The sequence below is a fragment of the Pseudomonas sp. Pse1 genome (genome assembly GCF_024519635.1).
GTDB lineage: Bacteria > Pseudomonadota > Gammaproteobacteria > Pseudomonadales > Pseudomonadaceae > Aquipseudomonas.
Map to the genome: position 1 here is coordinate 134550 of NZ_JALJRO010000003.1, position 19484 is coordinate 154033.

General features: G+C 60.5%; 17 protein-coding genes and 1 pseudogene. 10 read left to right on the forward strand and 8 right to left on the reverse strand.

The features are described from left to right. Positions 1-12 precede the first annotated feature (12 nt). A complete protein-coding gene (norR, locus tag NR126_RS05715; protein ID WP_256829862.1) occupies positions 13-1563 on the reverse strand; it encodes a nitric oxide reductase transcriptional regulator NorR in 1551 nt (516 codons plus the stop codon). A 156-nt stretch (positions 1564-1719) separates the two neighbouring features. Between norR and hmpA the strand changes: the two genes are divergently transcribed. The 7 genes from hmpA (at position 1720) to cyoE (ending at position 9465) form a co-directional block, all read left to right on the forward strand. Beyond that, positions 1720-2901, forward strand: a complete 1182-nt coding sequence (gene hmpA / locus NR126_RS05720) for an NO-inducible flavohemoprotein (protein WP_256829864.1) — start codon at positions 1720-1722, stop codon at positions 2899-2901. A gap of 407 nt (positions 2902-3308) precedes the next feature. Continuing rightward, positions 3309-3827 (forward strand): disulfide bond formation protein B, encoded by a 519-nt coding sequence (locus tag NR126_RS05725; protein WP_027619588.1) that lies wholly within the window; start codon positions 3309-3311, stop codon positions 3825-3827. Between the two features lie 806 nt (positions 3828-4633). Then, entirely contained in the window at positions 4634-5569 is a 936-nt protein-coding gene (gene cyoA, locus NR126_RS05730) for a ubiquinol oxidase subunit II (RefSeq protein WP_027619589.1), read from the forward strand. Positions 5570-5572: 3 nt separating this feature from the next. Next, on the forward strand, positions 5573-7603 hold the full coding sequence (cyoB, locus tag NR126_RS05735) for a cytochrome o ubiquinol oxidase subunit I (protein WP_027619590.1): 2031 nt from the start codon (positions 5573-5575) through the stop codon (positions 7601-7603). Between the two features lie 3 nt (positions 7604-7606). Next, complete coding sequence (locus NR126_RS05740) at positions 7607-8233, forward strand: cytochrome o ubiquinol oxidase subunit III (protein ID WP_027619591.1); 627 nt, start codon at positions 7607-7609, stop codon at positions 8231-8233. Then, a complete protein-coding gene (gene cyoD / locus NR126_RS05745; protein WP_027619592.1) occupies positions 8234-8566 on the forward strand; it encodes a cytochrome o ubiquinol oxidase subunit IV in 333 nt (110 codons plus the stop codon). An 11-nt stretch (positions 8567-8577) separates the two neighbouring features. Continuing rightward, positions 8578-9465: a heme o synthase gene (cyoE, locus tag NR126_RS05750; RefSeq protein ID WP_027619593.1), complete on the forward strand. Its 888-nt coding sequence runs from the start codon at positions 8578-8580 to the stop codon at positions 9463-9465. Between the two features lie 200 nt (positions 9466-9665). Here cyoE and NR126_RS05755 read toward each other — a convergent pair whose 3' ends face one another. The 7 genes and pseudogenes from NR126_RS05755 to NR126_RS05785 form a co-directional block, all read right to left on the reverse strand. Next, the gene (locus NR126_RS05755; protein ID WP_256829865.1) at positions 9666-10370 is read right to left on the reverse strand and encodes a hypothetical protein; all 705 of its coding nucleotides are present in this window, start codon (positions 10368-10370) and stop codon (positions 9666-9668) included. 174 nt (positions 10371-10544) lie between these two features. Beyond that, positions 10545-10622 (reverse strand): annotated as a pseudogene (locus NR126_RS05760) (outer membrane lipoprotein carrier protein LolA); the annotation flags it as partial. Positions 10623-10719: 97 nt separating this feature from the next. Beyond that, positions 10720-11547: an ABC transporter permease gene (locus tag NR126_RS05765; protein WP_027619597.1), complete on the reverse strand. Its 828-nt coding sequence runs from the start codon at positions 11545-11547 to the stop codon at positions 10720-10722. Positions 11548-11555: 8 nt separating this feature from the next. Continuing rightward, entirely contained in the window at positions 11556-12422 is an 867-nt protein-coding gene (locus NR126_RS05770; RefSeq protein ID WP_081786382.1) for an ABC transporter permease, read from the reverse strand. 10 nt (positions 12423-12432) lie between these two features. Next, a complete protein-coding gene (locus NR126_RS05775) occupies positions 12433-13545 on the reverse strand; it encodes an ABC transporter substrate-binding protein (RefSeq protein WP_027619599.1) in 1113 nt (370 codons plus the stop codon). A 75-nt stretch (positions 13546-13620) separates the two neighbouring features. Continuing rightward, positions 13621-14712: an ABC transporter ATP-binding protein gene (locus NR126_RS05780; RefSeq protein ID WP_027619600.1), complete on the reverse strand. Its 1092-nt coding sequence runs from the start codon at positions 14710-14712 to the stop codon at positions 13621-13623. A 161-nt stretch (positions 14713-14873) separates the two neighbouring features. Further along, a complete protein-coding gene (locus NR126_RS05785) occupies positions 14874-15779 on the reverse strand; it encodes a LysR substrate-binding domain-containing protein (RefSeq protein ID WP_105754780.1) in 906 nt (301 codons plus the stop codon). A 223-nt stretch (positions 15780-16002) separates the two neighbouring features. On the opposite strand from NR126_RS05785, the gene NR126_RS05790 reads away from it, so the two are divergent. From NR126_RS05790 to NR126_RS05800, 3 genes are read left to right on the forward strand one after another with little or no spacing between them, the layout of a single operon-like run. Beyond that, positions 16003-17751 carry an amidohydrolase gene (locus NR126_RS05790; RefSeq protein ID WP_027619602.1) on the forward strand — a complete coding sequence of 583 codons (1749 nt, stop codon included), beginning with the start codon at positions 16003-16005 and terminating at the stop codon, positions 17749-17751. Next, the gene (locus NR126_RS05795; protein ID WP_256829866.1) at positions 17748-18686 is read left to right on the forward strand and encodes a GTP-binding protein; all 939 of its coding nucleotides are present in this window, start codon (positions 17748-17750) and stop codon (positions 18684-18686) included. Before NR126_RS05790 ends, NR126_RS05795 begins: the two co-directional genes overlap by 4 nt. After that, entirely contained in the window at positions 18683-19438 is a 756-nt protein-coding gene (locus tag NR126_RS05800) for a class II aldolase/adducin family protein (RefSeq protein ID WP_256829867.1), read from the forward strand. The genes NR126_RS05795 and NR126_RS05800 overlap by 4 nt, the downstream gene beginning before the upstream one ends. Positions 19439-19484 lie beyond the last annotated feature (46 nt).

A 19484-nucleotide genomic window follows, 5' to 3' on the forward strand; every position in this document is an offset into this window, starting at 1 on the left:
CAGGTCGAATAATCATTTCAACCCCAACCGCTTGGCCATGCGCCCTAGGTTCGCCCGGTCCAGGCCCAGCTCTCGGGCGGCGCTGGCCCAGTTGTGCTGGTGGCGCTCCAGGCAGGCACTGATCAATTGCCGTTGATAATGCTCGGTGGCCTGGCGTAAATCGCCGGTGACCTTATTCACCGGAGCGGGCGCTTCGGACAACGGCGACGCCGGAAATGTGTCATGGGGCAGATCCAGGTCAGCGGTACTGAGGCTGAGAATCTTTGGCCGTTCGCGAGCATTGCCCAAGGCTTTCAGCGCGCTGCGGCCGATCAGGTGTTCCAGCTCGCGGACATTGCCCGGCCAGCCATAGGCCAGCAGCGCCGCCTGGGCATCGCTGGTCAGCCGCAGGCTGTTGAGGCCCATGCGCGAGCGGTTCTGCTCGAGAAAGTAGCCGCTGAGCAGCAGCACGTCGCGCCCTCGATCACGCAGCGCCGGCACTCGCAACGGGTAGACGCTGAGACGGTGGTAGAAGTCGGCGCGGTAACGGCCACTGCGCACTTCTTCGGCCAGGTCGCGGTTGGTGGCGGCGATCAGGCGCACGTCGACCTGATGCTCGCGGTCCGAACCCAGGCGTTGCAATTGGCCGCTCTGCAGCACCCGCAGCAACTTGGCCTGGACCGTCAGCGACAGCTCGCCGACCTCATCCAGAAACAGCGTGCCGCCATTGGCCAGTTCGAATTTGCCGCGCCGCTCGCTGGTGGCGCCGGTGAAGGCGCCACGGACATGGCCGAACAGCTCGCTTTCGACCAGGGTATCGGGCAGCGCCGCGCAGTTGAGGCTGATGATCGGCTTGTCGGCACGCTTTGAGGCGGCATGAATAGCCTGGGCGACCAACTCCTTGCCGACCCCGGTTTCGCCGGTAATCAACACCGTCAGGTCGCTGCCACCGACCAGGTCGATCTCTTCCACCAGGCGTTTGTGGGCTTTGCTCTGGCCGATCATTTCGCGCTGCAACTGGCCGCTGGCCTGGCGATAGACCTCGGCGCGCTGATGCTCGTCCTCGACCCGGTTGGCCAGGCGTTCGATGCGCTCGGCGGCGTTGACCGTGGCGGCGGCGAGGCTGGCAAAGGCTTGCAGGGCGTCCAGCTCGATCGGCTCGAAGCGTTCCGGGTCCAGCGCATCGAGAGTCAGCAGGCCCCAGGGGCGCTCATCGATAAACAGCGGGCAACCCATGCAGTCGTGGACTTCCAGATTCTCGTGCAGGCCATCCACCAGACCGTCGTAGGGGTCCGGAAGGTCGCTGTCGGCGGCAAAGCGGGTGGGCCCGGGACTGCTCAGCAGGGCCTCGAAGCGTGGGTGTTCGCTGACCTTGAAGCGGCGGCCCAGGGTGTCGGTGCTCAGGCCGTCGACGGCCAGTGGTACCAGCCACTCACCGTCCAGGCGCAACAGAGCGGCAGCGTCGCAGGGCAGCAGGGCGCGCATCGCTTCGAGCAGGCGTCGATAGCGCTCGCTTTCGGGCAATTCGCGGGACAGGTCGGAGACCAGGGGCAGCAGGGTAGTGAGCAAGGCTTTTGCAGTCATAATGACTCCGTGTAGTCTGTATGACTATAAGTGCTAGCGTGTCGATATGACTACTTTAAAATTAAGCTATTGATTTATAAAGTTTTTAAAGGTGGCACGAAAGCTGATTAGAGAAGGGCAACTCATTAGAAAAGCCGTCGTGCAGGAGTCACCCTAATGCTTAGTGCCCAAGACCGTGCCATCGTCAAATCCACCGTGCCCTTGCTGGAAAGCGGTGGAGAAGCCCTGATCACCCATTTCTACCGCATGATGCTCTCCGAGTACCCCGAAGTGCGCCCGCTGTTCAACCAGGCCCATCAGGCCAGCGGCGACCAGCCCCGTGCCCTGGCCAATGGCGTACTGATGTATGCCCGGCACATCGACCAGCTTGACCAGCTCGGTGACCTGGTGGCGAAGATCATCAACAAGCACGTTGCCCTGCAAATCCTCCCGGAACACTACCCGATTGTCGGCAGTTGCCTGTTGCGCGCCATCAGCGAAGTGCTCGGCGACGAGATTGCCACGCCAGAAGTGATGAGCGCATGGGCCGCGGCCTACGGCCAACTGGCGGATATCCTGATCGGTGCCGAGGCGGCAATCTATGACCAGAAAGCCGAGGCCGTCGGCGGCTGGCGCGGGGCGCGGGAGTTCAAGCTGGCCAAACGGGTGGAAGAGAGCAGCGAAATTACCTCGTTCTACTTCGAACCGGCAGATAAGGGGCCGATCCTGGCGGCGGAGCCCGGGCAGTACATCGGCATGAAGCTGTTCCTCGACGGTGAAGAGATCCGTCGCAACTACTCGCTATCGTCCCTGGGCACTGACGGCCAGTACCGCATCAGCGTCAAGCGCGAAGCCGGCGGCCGTGCCTCAAATTACCTGCACGACCAGTTCCAGGTCGGCGCCAGCATTCAACTGTTCCCGCCCGCCGGGGATTTCATCCTGACGGCCAGCGACAAGCCGCTGGTGCTGATCAGTGGTGGTGTCGGCATCACCCCGACCCTAGCGATGCTCGAAGCGGCGCTGGCCACTGAGCGCCCGGTGCATTTCATCCACTGCGCGCGCAACGGCGGCGTGCATGCCTTCCGCGACTGGATCGACGCACTGGCCGAGCGTCACCCGCAACTCACGCGCTTCTACTGCTATGCCGAGGACGACGGTGTCAGCCCGGCGGCGCACAAGGTCGGGCTCCTGAGTCAGGAACAACTGGCGCACTGGCTGCCGGAGCAACGCGACCTGGATGCCTACTTCCTCGGGCCTAAAGGCTTCATGGCGGCGGTCAAGCGTCACCTCAAGGCACTGGGCGTACCGGAAAGCCAGAGCCGCTACGAGTTCTTCGGTCCGGCGGCTGCGCTGGAATAATCAGCGCTGCTACATGCGCAAGGGGCTGTTGGCGCGTACTTGGCGCCACAGCCCCTTTTCTTTAATCCGCTGTTAATACCCCTGCCGTTAATTCCCTTCTGTTGAGCCGCTGGCGAAACGTCCGACACCACGGCGCGTGCTGCATGCCCGCGTGCGGCGTGTACACTGGCGGGCATTGCCTGTCGCTGGAAAACCTTTCCCTGATGTTGGAACGCAGATCCCTTGTAGGAGCGAGCCTGCTCGCGATGGTCGTCAACGATTACGCGTCATACCTGAGTAAATGCGCTGTCTTTGAGTCCATCGCGAGCAGGCTCGCTCCTACAGGGGGCGGCATCAATCAAAAGATCTAAGTTCCACAAGGGATCTGCACCAGGCCACTACCTGCATTGATGACTAAGGAAACCGGAATGAACGAGGAAACCATGCGCCTGGGCCGTGAGCGGCGCTATCTGGTGTTGCTGGGGCTGATCTGCCTGGCGTTGATCGGCGGGGCGTTGTACATGCAGATCGTTCTGGGTGAGGCACCTTGCCCGTTATGCATCCTGCAACGTTACGCGCTGTTGCTGATCGCCATCAGTGCCTTTGCCGGGGCGGCCATGAGTACCCGACGCAGCATCAGTTTCTTTGAAGTGCTGGTGGTGATCTTCGCCCTGGCGGGAGCCGCGACGGCCGGGCACCACGTCTATACCCAGTTCTATCCTGCGGTCAGCTGCGGCATCGACGTGCTCCAGCCAATTGTCGATGACCTGCCATTGGCGAAGATTTTCCCGCTGGGTTTCCAGGTCGACGGTTTCTGCTCCACGCCTTACCCGCCGATCCTCGGCCTGTCGCTGGCGCAGTGGGCCTTGGTGGCCTTCGTGCTGATCGTGGTGCTGGTGCCGCTGCTGGTTTCGCGTAACCGCAAACAGCTGAAGCAGGGTCGCTGACCTCAGGCCTCCCTAGCTGAAAACAACGCCCCGGCCCTCGACAGAGGCCGGGGCGTTTTGCGTTTTGGCCACTGCATGGGAAGACCATGACGTGACGCAAGTTCGGGCGCGACACATGTGCGACATGTTGTCACAGAGAAAGTGTCGCAGTGCATTTCAAATTCCACTTTTGGTTATGGATTGATACAGAAAATCGAGCCTGAAGCGGATTGGGCCAGGACCTATTCGTCGCGGGAGCCAGGCAATTTTAACAGCGGCCAGCAAATGGCCAGAGGCCTTGTGAAAAGGGGGCTTTGGCGAGGGCGGCGGCGACTGCTGAAAGACGAAGCTGTCTGAAATGCGCCCAGTAGACCTACATTTTTTGGGGTTCTTGTTGAGAATTAATCGCGATAAGATAGGCGATCATTACGAATTTATTTAATGATTGTTGCTGTATCCGATAAAAATTATTTCGGGATGAGACATGGTTTATAAAACGCTACATATCTACAATCGCCCGCACTGAAATTCCGGCACTGCTCATCCCTGAGCAGCGAAGGGTGGTCGAGGGGCGGTTTGAGTGCTCCATGCGACCCCAGGTGTCGGTGCCTTCCAATTTTCCGCACCAAATGGAATTGGTCTGTGACAAGGCCTTTGACCACGAATTCGAATAAGAAACCAGCGCTCGCCGAGGTGATGTCACTGCGCGTTTAACGCATGACGGGCAAGCCCTTATTCAATCCAAGAAAAATGCCAACCCTTGGCAGGGTGAAGTGTTGGCGATCAAAACCCAACTGCATTGCGCAAGCTGCTTTAGAGGTCGTGAGATGAGTAAAAACAGGTACCCCAGACTACTAGGCTTAGTGCCGCTGCTCGGCACGTTGTTGCTGGGAGGTTGCAACATGACCTTGCTCAATCCCACGGGCCAGGTTGGCCTGGAACAGCGAAACCTGATCATCACCGCCACGCTGCTGATGCTGTTGGTGGTTATTCCGGTGATCGTCATGACGTTCCTGTTCGCCTGGAAATACCGCGCCTCCAACACCAAGGCGACCTACACGCCTAAATGGAACCACTCCACCAAGATTGAAATCGCGGTGTGGACTGTTCCGGTGCTGATCATCATTGCCCTGGGTTACATCACCTACAAGTCGACTCACGAACTGGACCCGTACCGTCCGATCGAATCCGACGTGAAGCCGGTGACCATCGAAGTGGTCGCGCTGGACTGGAAGTGGCTGTTCATCTATCCGGAACAAGGCATTGCCACGGTCAACAAGATCGTGTTCCCGGCCCACACGCCGATCAACTTCCGCATCACCTCCGACGCCGTGATGAACTCGTTCTTCATCCCGGGCCTGGGCGGCCAGATCTACGCGATGGCGGGTATGCAGACCAAATTGCACCTGATCGCTGATCGCAACGCTGAAATGGACGGTATCTCCGCCAACTACAGCGGCGCTGGCTTCACCGGCATGAAATTCAAGGCTATTTCCACCACTCAGGAAGAATTCGACGCCTGGGTAAGTGAAGTCAAAAAGTCACCTAAACAGCTTGAACAAGCTGAATACGCGGCTCTTGCCAAGCAAAGCCAGAACAACCCGGTTGAACTCTATTCGTCGGTGACGCCGAACCTGTTCCAGACCATCGTCGACAAGTACGAAGGCATGAAACCGGGTCCGAAGGTCAAGCACGAGAAGAAAGAAAAAGAAGTGGCCGCTACGGACATGGACTCGCATTCAGCTGCCGGGGCAGAGGAGTAAAAGATGTTTGGTAAATTAAGTTGGGAAGCGGTCCCGTTCCACGAGCCGATCGTGATGGTGACCATCGCCATGATCGCGCTGGGTGGTCTGGCACTGTTCGCGGGTATCACTTACTTCAAGAAGTGGACCTATCTCTGGACCGAGTGGCTGACTTCGGTTGACCACAAGAAAATTGGCGTGATGTACATCATCGTCGCCATGGTCATGCTGCTGCGCGGCTTTGCCGACGCCATCATGATGCGTACCCAGTTGGCCATGGCCACCGAAGGTTCGCCTGGCTACCTGCCGCCTGAACACTATGACCAGATCTTCACCGCTCACGGTGTGATCATGATCATCTTCATGGCGATGCCATTCTTCACTGGCCTGATGAACCTTGCAGTGCCGCTGCAGATCGGCGCGCGTGACGTTGCCTTCCCGTTCCTGAACTCCCTGAGCTTCTGGCTGCTGGTTTCCGGCGTGGTACTGATCAACCTGTCCCTGGGCGTCGGCGAATTCGCCAAGACCGGTTGGGTTGCCTATCCGCCGCTGTCGGGCCTGCAATTCAGCCCGGGCGTGGGGATGGATTACTACATCTGGGCGCTACAGCTATCCGGGTTAGGTACGACGCTAACGGGGGTCAACTTCCTCGCGACCGTACTGAAAATGCGTACCCCTGGCATGAAACTGATGGACATGCCGATCTTCACCTGGACCTGCACCTGGGCCAACGTCCTGATCGTCGCTTCGTTCCCGATCCTGACCGCTACCCTGGCACTGCTGACGCTTGACCGTTACATGGATTTCCACATTTTCACCAATGAACTTGGTGGCAATCCAATGATGTACGTCAACCTGTTCTGGGCGTGGGGCCACCCTGAGGTATACATCCTGATCCTGCCGGCATTCGGCATTTTCTCGGAAGTGATCTCGGCGTTCACCGGCAAGAAACTGTTCGGCCACCACTCGATGATCTACGCCTCGGGCGCGATCTCGGTACTGGGCTTCATGGTTTGGCTGCACCACTTCTTCACCATGGGTTCGGGTGCCAGCGTCAACGCCTTCTTCGGCCTGGCGACGATGCTGATTTCGATCCCGACGGGTGTGAAGCTATTCAACTGGCTGTTCACCATCTACCAGGGCCGTTTGCGTTTCACCAGCCAGGTTCTGTGGACCCTGGGCTTCATGGTGACCTTCGCCATCGGCGGCATGACCGGCGTACTGCTGGCCATCCCGGGTGCGGACTTCGTCCTGCACAACAGCCTGTTCGTGATCGCGCACTTCCACAACGTGATCATCGGCGGCGCGGTATTCGGCTACATCGCAGGTTTCGCGTTCTACTTCCCTAAAGCGTTCGGCTTCAAGCTGCACGAAGGTTGGGGCAAGGCTGCATTCTGGTTCTGGATCACCGGCTTCTTCGTCGCGTTCATGCCGCTCTATGTACTGGGCTTCATGGGCATGACCCGTCGTCTGAACGCCACCACCAACCCTGAGTGGGTCCCGTACCTGTACGTGGCCATGTTCGGTGCGGTGATGATCGCTGTCGGCATCGCCTGCCAGCTGATCCAGCTGTACGTCAGCGTGCGTGACCGCAAGCTGCCAGAAAACATGTGCGAACACGGTGACCCGTGGAATGCCCATACCCTGGAATGGTCGACCTCGTCGCCACCTCCGTTCTACAACTTCGCCGTGCTGCCAAAAGCAGACTGCATCGACCCGTTCACCGAAGCCAAGGAAAACGGCACTGCGTACCAGGCTCCGGCCAAGTACCAGCCGATCCACATGCCGAACAACACCGCGACCGGTGTGGTGATGGGCGCGCTGTTGACCGTGTTCGGTTTCGCGATGATCTGGCACATCTGGTGGCTGGCAATCGCGAGCCTTGCGGGCACCGTGATCTACTTCGCGATCCACGCGGCCCGTGATGATCAAGGCTATATGGTGCCGGTCGACGTGATCGAGCGCATCGAAGCCGAGCAGCACAAGCGTCTGGTTGCCGCCGGGAAAGTCCCTGCTACTGCCACCCGTGTTGAAACCTCGTTGGAACAGGCTTAAACCATGTCGAACTTAGTGACCAATGCTGGACACACCCATGTCGATGGACATGGGCACGATGACCACCACCACGACTCGGGCGAGATGACCGTATACGGTTTCTGGCTCTACCTGATGACCGACTGCATCCTGTTTGCGTCGATCTTCGCGGTGTACGCGGTACTGGTAAACAACGTAGCGGGTGGCCCGTCGGGCCACGACATCTTCGAACTGCCGTACGTACTGGGCGAAACCGCTCTGCTGCTGTTCAGTTCGATCACCTACGGCTTCGCCATGCTGGCCTTCTTCAAGGGCAACAAGAAGCAGGTCCTGGGCTGGTTGGCCATGACCTTCCTGTTCGGTGCCGGCTTCATCGGCATGGAGATCAACGAGTTCCACGTTCTGATCTCCGAGGGCTACGGCCCTAGCCGTTCCGGCTTCCTGTCCGGCTTCTTCACCCTGGTTGGTACCCACGGTCTGCACGTGACCAGCGGTCTGATCTGGATGGCGATCATGATGTATCAGGTCAACAAACACGGCCTGACGGCGACCAACAAGACGCGTCTAAGCTGCCTGAGCCTGTTCTGGCACTTCCTGGACGTTGTGTGGATCTGCGTATTCACCGTTGTTTACCTGATGGGGACTCTGTAAATGGCTAACGCATCACACTCCCACGACGAAGCCGGTCACGGCAGCGTCAAGTCGTACGCCATCGGCTTCATCCTGTCGGTGATCCTCACCGTGATCCCGTTCGGCCTGGTGATGTACCCATCGCTGCCGAAGTCGATCACCCTGTGGATCGTCCTGGCGTTCGCGATCATCCAGGTGCTGGTGCACCTGGTGTACTTCCTGCACATGGACCGCTCGGCCGCCCAGCGTAACAACGTCATTGCGTTTGTTTTCGCTGCGATCGTGATTGTCCTGCTGGTTGGCCTGTCGCTGTGGATCATGTTCAGCATCCACACGTTCATGATGGCGAAGTGAGGTAAGTCCGGATGTCCTTTAAGCACTTTATCCAAATCACCAAACCGGGGATCATTTTCGGTAACGTGCTTTCTGTGGCAGGCGGATTTTTCCTGGCCTCGAAGGGGCATGTCGATCTGGCCATTTTCCTGGCCGCGATGATCGGCACGTCCCTGGTCGTGGCCTCGGGTTGCGTGTTCAACAACTGCATCGACCGTGACATCGACCTGAAGATGGAGCGCACCAAGAACCGCGTGCTGGTGCAGGGCCTGATTTCCCTGAAACTGGCACTGGTCTACGCGACCGTCCTGGGCGTTGCCGGGGTTGCCTTGCTGTACAAGGTCGCCAACCCGCTGGCCGCACTGTTCGCAGTAATCGGTTTCATCATCTATGTCGGCTTCTACAGCCTGTACCTCAAGCGCAAGTCGGTTCACGGCACGTTGGTGGGCAGTCTGTCGGGTGCGATGCCGCCGGTGATCGGTTACGTGGCAGTGAGCAACAGCTTCGACATGGCTGCGCTGACCCTGCTGGTGATGTTCAGCCTGTGGCAGATGCCGCATTCCTACGCCATCGCGATCTTCCGCTTCAACGACTACCTGGCCGCATCGATCCCGGTGCTGCCGGTCAAGCGCGGAATCCAGGTGGCCAAGAAGCACATCCTGTTCTACATCCTGGCGTTCCTGGTAGCGACCTTGATGCTGACCTTCAGTGGTTACGCAGGCATGAGCTACCTGGCCGTCGCCGCGGCCATGGGCATGTACTGGTTGTACATGGCCTGGACCGGCTACAAGGCAGTGGATGACACGGTCTGGGCACGCAAGCTGTTCGTGTTCTCGATCTTCACCATCACCGCCCTGAGCGTGATGATGTCGCTGGACTTCAAGGTACCGACCGAGCTGTTGCTGACCTACGCGCCATAAGCTTTGCCGCAATACAAAAGCCCCGCCTTCGAGAGAAGAGCGGGGCTTTTTGTTGGAGCGAGCCAGCGATGAAGTGCAAGTGGTGTAGCTTATGGCCTCATCGCGAGCAGGCTCGCTCCTACAGGTGTTGTGTCGTTTGGCGCAGTTCAAAACCTTGTGGGAGCGAGCCTGCTCGCGAAGGCGGTGTGTCAGGCATCTATTTACTGCGCAGTAATGCTGTACCCCTCAAACGCCGTCTGTTGTTGCAGGGCGGTGATGATGGCTTTGCGCGTGGCGGGTTGTTCGTTGCCCTGGTGGTCGAGGAAGGTCTCGCTGGTCAGTTCCTGCTCATCGCCTTCGCCGACAAAGCTGAAGCCGAGGAATTCGAAGGCTTCGCGGTCGACGCTCGGTTTCGAGCGCGGGGTGCGCAGGGGCAGGGTGACGCTGACGCCGTCCTTGCTGATGCTGAACACCTCGGCTTCTTTCTTCACCCGGGCGCTTTTGCCTTTGCCGCCACTCGGGTTGCTGATGGCCTGGTGAGTCTGGTTCAGCACTTTCAGGGCCAGGCCGTAGACCAGTTCCTGGAAGCTCGGGTCATCCTTGAAGCTCGACAGGATGCGGCTGATCGGAAACTTGCTGCTGAGGTCTTCGAGGGCGGCGCTGTCGGCGGCCTCGGCGTCCTTGAGTTGCTTGAGCTGGCCCATCAGTTCGTAGGCCTGGTCATCGTCGAAACGGTCATGGGCCTCGCGGATGGCCGCGCGCAGTTCGCGAATCTGCTCGCTTTCCTTGTTGCTGTGAAAGGCGTCCAGCACCATCTCGCTGATGGTTTTGGCCTGGGGCACGTGTTGTGAAAGATTGATGGAGTTTTCGTATTCCGCTTTGGACGACAGGGTGACTACGGATTCAGCGGTGTTGGAATCTGACATTGAAATTTCACTACTTCTCTAACTGGATCGGGGCGAGAAAGCCCTAGGGCTTTTCGGGCCGCCTAATTTATGGGAGCGGGGCGGCGTTGTCACGGATGAACGGGTGACTGGTCATGTTTTCGTTCCTGCAATGTTTGTGGCTGATCACGAGATCAGCGTCCACCGCAAACTCCTTGTGGGAGCGAGCCTGCTCGCGAAAAACCTGAGGGCGCCGCGTGCATTCAGGATGTTCGCGTCATCGTTGACGACCATCGCGAGCAGGCTCGCTCCTACAGGGACGGCGGGGGATAAACGAAAAAAGCCCCGCGCATGCCAGGCAAACGCGGGGCTCTCTCGGGGGGTAAGCGCGTTACGGATGCAGAAGTTTCTGCGCACGCTTGTCGGCCAGGTGTTGGACCACCAGGCGGCCAATCAACACCAGCAGGGTCAGCGAAATCAACAACACCGAAATCGCCGCCACGCTCGGGTCTACGTTGTCGCGCAAGCCGCTCCAGATCCGCTTGGGCAGGGTGTCGACGTTGACGCTGGTGATGAACAGCGTCACCGCCACTTCCTCCCACGACAGGGCAAACCCCAGCAGCGCGGTGGAGGCCAGGCCCAGTTTCAGGTTCGGCAGGATCACCATAAAGGTGGTCTGCATCAAGCTGGCGCCGAGGTTGCGCGAGGCCAGTTCGATGCGTCGGTCGATCTGGCTGAGGGCAACCAGCATGGTCACCACACCGTAGGGCACGACCATGATCACGTGGGCAATCACAACACCGGGCAAGGTGTCATAGCCCATGCCCGGGGCGAAACGCCCGAGTTTGGTTTCCATGAAATACAGCACCAGCGCCGAGATCACCGGCGGAATCGCCATCGGCAGCAGTACCAGACCGATCAGCGCGGTGGCCAGTTTCGAGCGCGAGTACCAGATGCCGAGGCTGAAGCTGGCGGCCAGCAGGGTCGCGATGACACTGGTGGCGAGGGCGATGGTCAGGCTCTGGCTGATGGCATGGAACCAGTCCGGATTGCTCACCAGTGCCTCGTAGTGCCGCATCGACCAATTGCCCTCGGGCATCGACAGGAAGCGTTTGCTGGTGAAGGACACCGGAATGACCGTCAGCAGCGGGAACAGCATGAAGGCCATAGCAATTACGGCCAGCAGCCGGGTACTCAGGCTTGTGCGATGGGTGTTCATAAGTAACCTCAGCCTACCAGGCGGTTCACGCGGGTCATTTTCAGCAGGACCCAGATCAGCGCGCTGACCAGGGCCAGCAACACCACGCTGAGCGCTGCACCCAGGCCCCAGTTACTGGTCTGGAACATTTGCAGGAACACGTATTCGGCGATCATGACGGTCTGTCCGCCACCCAGCAGTACCGGGGTGATGAAGAAGCCCAGGCAGAACACGAAGACCATGATGAACGCACCCAGCACCCCCGGCAGGGTCTGTGGCAGCAACACTTGCCAGAAGGTGCGCAACGCCCCGGCACCCAAACCACGGGAGGCCATCAGGATGCGTTGGTCCAACTGGCGCATGCTCGACAGCAGCGGGAACACCGCATACGGAATCATTACGTGGAGCATGCCGATCACCACGCCGATTTCGTTGCGACTCAGCTGCAGCGGTTGATCGATCAGGCCCATGCCCATCAGCCCATTGTTCAGCACGCCGTTGCTGCGCAGCGCGATCAACCAGCCGAAGGCCCGCACCAGTACCGAGATCCAGAACGGAATGAAGATGCAGATTTCCACCACGCGCTGCCAGAACGGCGGGCTGAACACCCAGCAGTAGGCCAGCAGGTAGCCGATCAACAGCGCCAGGCAACTGACCGTCAGGCACAGGCGCAAGGTGCGCCAGAGCATTTCGTGGATCGCCGGGTCCGTGGCAATCCGCTCATATTGCTCGATGCCCGGCGTCGGCAGCGAAAAGCTCCAGCCGACCACGCCAAGAAACGGCAGCACGTAGAAGATCAGCAGCAACACCGGCAGCGGCAACAGCAGCAGGCTGCGCTCCAGCGCCGGCGAACTGAACCGGGGCTTGGGTTTGCTCAGGGTCAAGGTCATGGTCATGATCGAGGGCTCACTTGGACAGTCGCGTCAGGTACTGTTCCAGGGCGGCTGAATAGTTGTCGGCGTACCACTGGGCATTGAGCGCGATCTGTTTTTTCAGGTTCGCTTCGGACGCGCAGTTGGCCTCCAGTTGCTCGGCCGACATCAGTTTCTCGGTGGCGCTGTTGGACGGCCCATTGCCCAGCAGTTCGAACAACTTCAGCTGACCTTCGGGCTGCAGCGCATGCTGGATAAACTGCATCGCCGCTGGCGTGCCGGCCGGATTGCCGTTCAACACCGCCCAACTGCTGGAGTTGATGAAGCCGTTGTCGAAGCTCCAGCGCACCCGACCTTCGGTGTCTTCACTGAGCAGCTTGGCGCGGGTGTGCCAGATCGCACCGACCGAGACTTCGCCGTCGACCATCAACTGCTGGCTCTCGGCGCCCGAACTCCAGAACGACAGCACGTGTGGCTTGATCTCGTCGATCTTGTTCAAGGCGCGTGCCACGTCCAGCGGATACAGCTGATCAGCGGGAACACCGTCAGCCAGCAAGGCTGCTTCGAGCATGCCGTTCATCCACTTGTACAGGGTGCGTTTGCCGGGAAATTTCTTCACGTCCCAGAAATCTGCCCAGGTTTTCGGACCGTTGTCGCCAAACTTCTCGCTGTCCCAGGCCATCACGTAGCTGAACTGGTAGCTGGCGATGCCGTGGTCCGAGGCCAGTGCCGGGGCCACCTGATCGCGCTTGATCACGCTGTAGTCCAGCGGCTGCAGGATCTTTTCCTTGCCGAGGACGATGGCGCTGTAGCTCTCGACGTCGACCACGTCCCAGCTCGGCTGACCGCTGGCCAGCTGCGAGCGAATGGCACCCTCGGTCGGTCCGGCGCCGTCGATGCGCACCTGGATCCCGGTGTTCTTGGTGAAGGTGTCGGTCCAGGCCGAACGGAAGGCAGTCAGGGCGTCGCCACCCCAGTTGACCACCACCAGCGGCTTGTCCGCCGACCAACTGATGCCGCTGCGCAACGCCAACGGCACCGCCGCCAACAGGCCCATGGCCTGAATGAAGGTGCGTCGGTTGATCTCGCCGCCACGGGCCTTTTCGATAAGCACTTCAATACAGTCGCGTTGATGATCCTGGCGCATGGCAAGTCCTCGGTGGGCGGTGGTCCGCTGTTGTTATTGGTTAAAAGAGAGCTTCGTGACGCATTGTTCGGGCGATCAGGCTTGCAGCAGGAAACTCTGCTGCACCGGCCAGCTCAGCCACACCGGGGCGCCGCTGGGCATCTGTGCGCCAGGGTGATTGCCGGGGACCGAGAGATTGATCGGCAGATTGTCGCCGCCGACCTTGAGCGCCAGATGGGTGCTGGAACCCTGGTAGACCTTGTCGGTGAGCTGCGCGGGGATCACGTTGTAGCCTTCGCGGTTCGGCCGCTCGCTGTGCAGGTCCATGTGTTCCGGGCGCACCGCCAGCACGATCGGTTGCTTGCTCAGGGGCGAAGGCGCCTGGGCGTGCAGCACGCTGTCGCCGCAGCGTCCGCTGGCGGTCGGGCCGTTGCGCGTGGTGTCGTGCAGCGGGAACAGGTTCATTTTGCCGAGGAATTCGGCGACGAAGCGGCTCTCCGGGCGGTTGTAGATGTTCTCCGGGGTGTCGACCTGAGTCAGCTTGCCGTGATTGAAAATCGCGATGCGCGACGACAAGGCCAGGGCTTCGTTCTGGTCGTGGGTGACGAACACGAAGCTGGTGCCGACCTGACGATGAATACGCTGCAATTCAGTTTGCAGCTGTTCGCGCAAATTCTTGTCCAGCGCCGACAGCGGCTCGTCGAGCAGCAACAGTTCCGGCTCGAACACCAGCGCCCGGGCAATCGCCACCCGTTGCTGCTGGCCGCCGGACATCTCGGCCGGCTTCTTGTGCATCTGCGCACCGAGGCCGACCACTTCCAGGATGTGCTTGACCCGACGCTGGCGCTCCTCGGCGCCGACTTTGCGGATGCGCAGCGGGTAGGCGACGTTCTCCGCCACGGTCATGTGCGGGAACAGCGCATAGCCCTGGAACACCATGCCGTAGTTACGTTTCTCGGCGGAGCGCTTGATGATGTCGACGCCCTGTTCCATCAACTTGCCGGAGGTCGGGCTGAGGAAGCCGGCGAGGATCATCAGCAAGGTGGTCTTGCCCGAACCGGACGGGCCGAGCAGGGTCAGGAACTCGCCCTGGCGGACGTCGAGATCGACATTATCCAGCGCGGCGAAACGACCGTAATACTGGCTGATACCTTGTGCGCTGAGCTGGATGGCTGAACCGCTGGACACGATGGAATTCCTCTTTTTATTGCCACTGCGACAGGCGAGGCGGGGATTAATCCGACAGGGGCTTGACCTCATTATTGTTAAAAGCATTGCTACATCAATGGAATTATTTTGCGGGTATTGGTCAAAAAAATTACTCAATTGCCCAGTGGCTTCAGACCTTCTTACAGCGTGTCCTGCCAGGTCTGATGGGAAGACTGCAATTGCGTCTTGACCCAACTGCTGAAGGCGCGCACCACGCGGCGTTCAGCCTTTTGCGGGTCGGTGGCGAGGTAGTAGCCGCGGTGCAGATCAATGGTGATATCGAACGGGCGCACCAGCAGGCCCTTGGACAATGCGTCGCCGCTGATCAGGTTGTCGCCAATGGCGATCCCTTGCCCCGCTATGCAAGCCGACTGCGCGCAGTGCGCATCGGAGAACAGAATGCCGCTCATGGCATTGACCCCCGTGGCCCCAGCGGCGGTCAGCCAGATCCGCCAGTCCGAATAATCGGTCATGTGCAGCAGCGGGTAGTCGCTCAGCTCTTGCGGACTTTTCAGGCCGCCGAGTGCGTTGATCAGGCGTGGGCTGCACACCGGGAAAAAGCGCAATGCGACGATTTCCTCAACCTCCATTTCCGGCCAGTCGCCAATGCCGTAGGCAATGAACAGATCGACGTTGCTGTTGTGGGTGTCGTCCGGCGACTTCGGCGAAATCAACTGCAACTGCACCTGCGGGTACTGGCGCAGGAACGCGCCGATGTGGTGGCACAGCCAGTAGGTGGCGAAGCCCGGGGCGCAACTGACGCACAGGCGCCCGGAGACTTCCTGGTCGTTCACCGGTTGCCCGGCGTCCAGCAGGTTCAGGAGGATGCCGTGGACCTCACGGGCATAGCGCTCGCCCTGATAGGTCAGGCCGATTCCGCGACCAATGCGCTCGGTCAGGGCAAAGCCCACGCACTCCTCGAGCTTGCTGATCTGATGGCTGATGGCGCTGCGCGTCAGGTTCAGTTCGCGGGCGGCCACCGACACGCTGCCCAATCGGGCGACCGCGTCCAGAGCCCGAAGGGCTGTCATCGAAGGAAAGCGCATAGAAAGTCCTGCCAGGGTTGAGGGTGAGGGTGGCGGCGTATTTTGCTGATTCCGAGCCGAGAGCAAAGTGCCAGTTATGGTGACTTAAATTGAACGATCAGGCCAAAAAAAATCGATTGTTGTATTGGTTGATTCAACAATACTAGCGCCATTCGTCTGGGTCCACGCAGCCTTTTTGAGCGCGGTAGACCTTTCACTGGCATTGAACCCATAGGTGGCTTGCATGGCTGAGTCCGACAACTTTTCTTCTACCCATTCCGCGCGGGGCGTTTACGCCGACCTGATCCTCGGGAACGGCCGTATCTACACCCAAGACCCGTCGCGGCCATGGGCCGAAGCCGTGGCCATTCGCGACGGCAAGTTGATCGGTGTCGCCAGCCTCGACGAGCTGCAACAGTTCAAGGGCCCGAACACCCGCATGCATGATCTCGACGGCGCGTTCTGCATGCCCGGCCTGCACGACATGCACACCCACCCCGACCTCGCCCTGGCACCGCGCTACAGCGATGACCTGGATGTCGGCATCGAAGACCCGACTCCCGAGCAACTGCGCCAAAGCATCCTTGCCTACGCCGACAGCCACCCCGGCGACGGCTGGATCTACGGTCAGTACTGGGTGCGCTACACCTTCCGCGAAGCCGGCCTGACTCCGGGTCGCGCCTGGCTCGACAGCGTCATGCCGGACCGCCCGGTGGCACTGCTCGACCGCATGTGGGGGACCATGATGGTCAACTCCAAGGCACTGGAACTGGCCGGCATCGACCGCCACACCTCGGACCCGCGCAACGGCTATTTCGAGCGCGACGAACTGACCGGCGAGCCCAACGGCCTGATGATCGACGGCGCCTACGCGATGATCCACGCGGCCATGCCGCCGACTCCGGTCAGCGTGCTGCGCCGTGCCTACCGTGACGGTGTGCATTTCCAGAGCTCCCGTGGCGTCACCGCGAGTAAATACGTTCATGTCTGCGAGCAACGCCTGCAGGCGCTCAAGGAGCTGGACGACAGCGGCGAACTGACCGTGCGCATCGAAGCGGCGATCAGTTGGCAGGACGATATTTTCCCGGTGCGTCGGCGTTGGGAATTGCTGGCCGGTGAGCGTCACTACTACCGCAGCTCGCGCTTGAGCGCCAACGCGGTGAAATTCCACTTCGACGGCACGGTCGAGCCGAAATCCTCCTACCTGCTGACCCCATGGCCGGAAGAGGCAAACTGGCGCGGCAAGCTCAACCTGACCCCAGAACACATCACCGATATGGTGGTGGACATGGACCGCAAGGGCATCCGCGTGATTGCTCACTGCACCGGCGACGGCGCCTCTGACGTGTTCCTCGATGCCGTGGCCGAAGCCCGTCGCCGCAACGGTTTCAGCGGCGTACGTCACCAGTGCGCCCACAGCACCCTGCTGCATCCGGGCAACCTGCCGCGCTTCAAGGAACTCAACGTGATCGCCGAGTTTTCCCCGGCCGCCTGGTATCCGACGCCGTTCGCCAGCGGTGCGCGCTCGGGCTATGGCCAGGAACGCCTGAAGCGTATCTACGATTTCAAAGGCGTGCTCGAAGCCGGCGGCACGGCAGTGATGGGTACCGACTGGCCGGTGGCGTCGATCGACCCGTGGCTGGCGCTGGAAACCATGGTCACCCGGCAGAACCCGTGGAACGACGACCCGTCCTGCTTCGGCGATCCGATCAGCCTCGAGCAAGCCCTCAACGTGATCACCATCAACGGTGCCGTGGCCATGGGCCTGGAGCATTCGACCGGCAGCCTGGAAGTCGGCAAATCGGCGGACCTGATCGTCATCGACCGCGACCTGTTCGCCCAGCCGGCGCGCAACTACATCCACCAGACCCAGGTGCTGCTGACCTTCGTCGAAGGGCAATTGGTCTACGACCGTCATGGCGCCCTCGGCGATATCGGCCTCAAGGCCGTGTGGCAGGGTGAACCACCGGTGCTGGAGGGCAAGGCAGAATGACTTCCCCACGCATCGCCGTGACCGTCGTCTCGGGGTTTCTCGGCGCCGGTAAAACCACCTTGCTCAACCGCATGGTGCGCCGTGCCGAGGGCAGCCGGCTGGCGGTCATCGTCAACGATTTTGGTGAGCTGAACATCGATGCGGCGATCGTTTCCGAGGTCACCGATGCGGTGTACAGCCTGCAGAATGGCTGCATCTGCTGCACCGTGCAGGAAGACCTGCTGGCGCAACTGACCAGCCTGGCGCAATTGCAGCCGCGCCTGGAACGCATCGTCATCGAGTGCAGCGGCGTCTCCGACCCGCAGCGCATCGTGCAGACCCTGGCCTATCCGCAACTGCGCAGCCAGATGCAACTGGACATGGTGATCACCGTGGTCGACGCCACCCGCCATTTGCAGCTCGAAGGCGAGTATGCGCGGCTGGCGCGGGCCCAGGTCGGGGCGGCGGACTTGCTGCTGTTGAACAAGACCGATCTGGTCGACGAAACACAGTTGCAGGCGCTGCGTCAGGCCTTGGGGTTGCGTACGCGGATTCACGAAAGCGTGCAGGCGCAGTTGCCTGATGCGCTGTGGCTAGATTCCGATCTGGACCTGGAACCGCGCGCACTCAAGCCACTGGTGCGGGTGGCCAGCGACGACCACAGCGAGATGTTCAGCAGTCATCTGTGGCAGGGCACCGCGCCGCTCAACGTCGAACGGCTGCGCGCCTGGTTACAGGCGTTGCCCAATGATGTGTTCCGGGTCAAAGGTCTGGTGGTATTGGATCAGGGCGCCAAGGCGCACTGGTTGCAACACGTCGGCAGCCGCAGTCAGTTCCTCCCGGCCATCGATGAAGCAACCGCCAGCGGTACGCGCCTGGTGTTTATCGGGCGCCGTGGCTTCGACAATTGGCAGGCCTTGATCGACGGCCTGGAGCAGTGCCAGGTGCGTCCATGAATCCGACCGAACAGCGGTTGCGCGAAGAGCTGGCCGCCTGTTACCGGCTGATCGCGCACTTTCGCATGACCGACCTGATCTTCACCCACATCTCGGTGCGTTTGCCAGGGCCAGAGCATCATTTCCTGATCAACCCTTACGGGCTGATGTTCGATGAAATCACGGCGTCGAGCCTGGTCAAGATCGGCCTGGATGGTCGTGCGGTGGAGGACAGTCCGCATCTGGTCAACCCGGCCGGCTTTGTTATCCACAGTGCTTTGCATGCAGCCCGCGCAGACGCTCAGTGCGTGCTGCATACCCACACCCGTGCCGGCTGTGCGGTGGCGGCGCTGGCCTGCGGCTTGCTGCCGGTGAATCAGATTTCCATGGAGTTCTACGGACGGATCGCCTACCACGACTACGAAGGCATCGCCCTCGATCTGGCAGAGCAGAAGCGGCTGGTGGCGGACATGGGCGACAAGAGCGTGCTGATGCTGCGCAACCACGGCCTGCTGACCGTCGGCGCCAGCGTGGCCCAAGCCTTCCTGCGCATGTACTACCTGGAAAAAGCCTGCGACATCCAGCTCGCGGCTCAGGCCTGCGGCGAACTGGTGCTGCCCACCCCCGAGGTCTGCGTCCACACCGAGCGCCAGTTCAACCAGCCTGACCGGCCATTGGCCGAGGGCGAATTGAACGACCCGGATGCACTGGATCTGGCGTGGAAGGCGTTGTTGCGGTTGTTGGATCGGATAGCACCGGACTACCGGGATTAACCTGCGAATTCACAGACACACCTGTGACCGCCCCCGATCCCTGTAG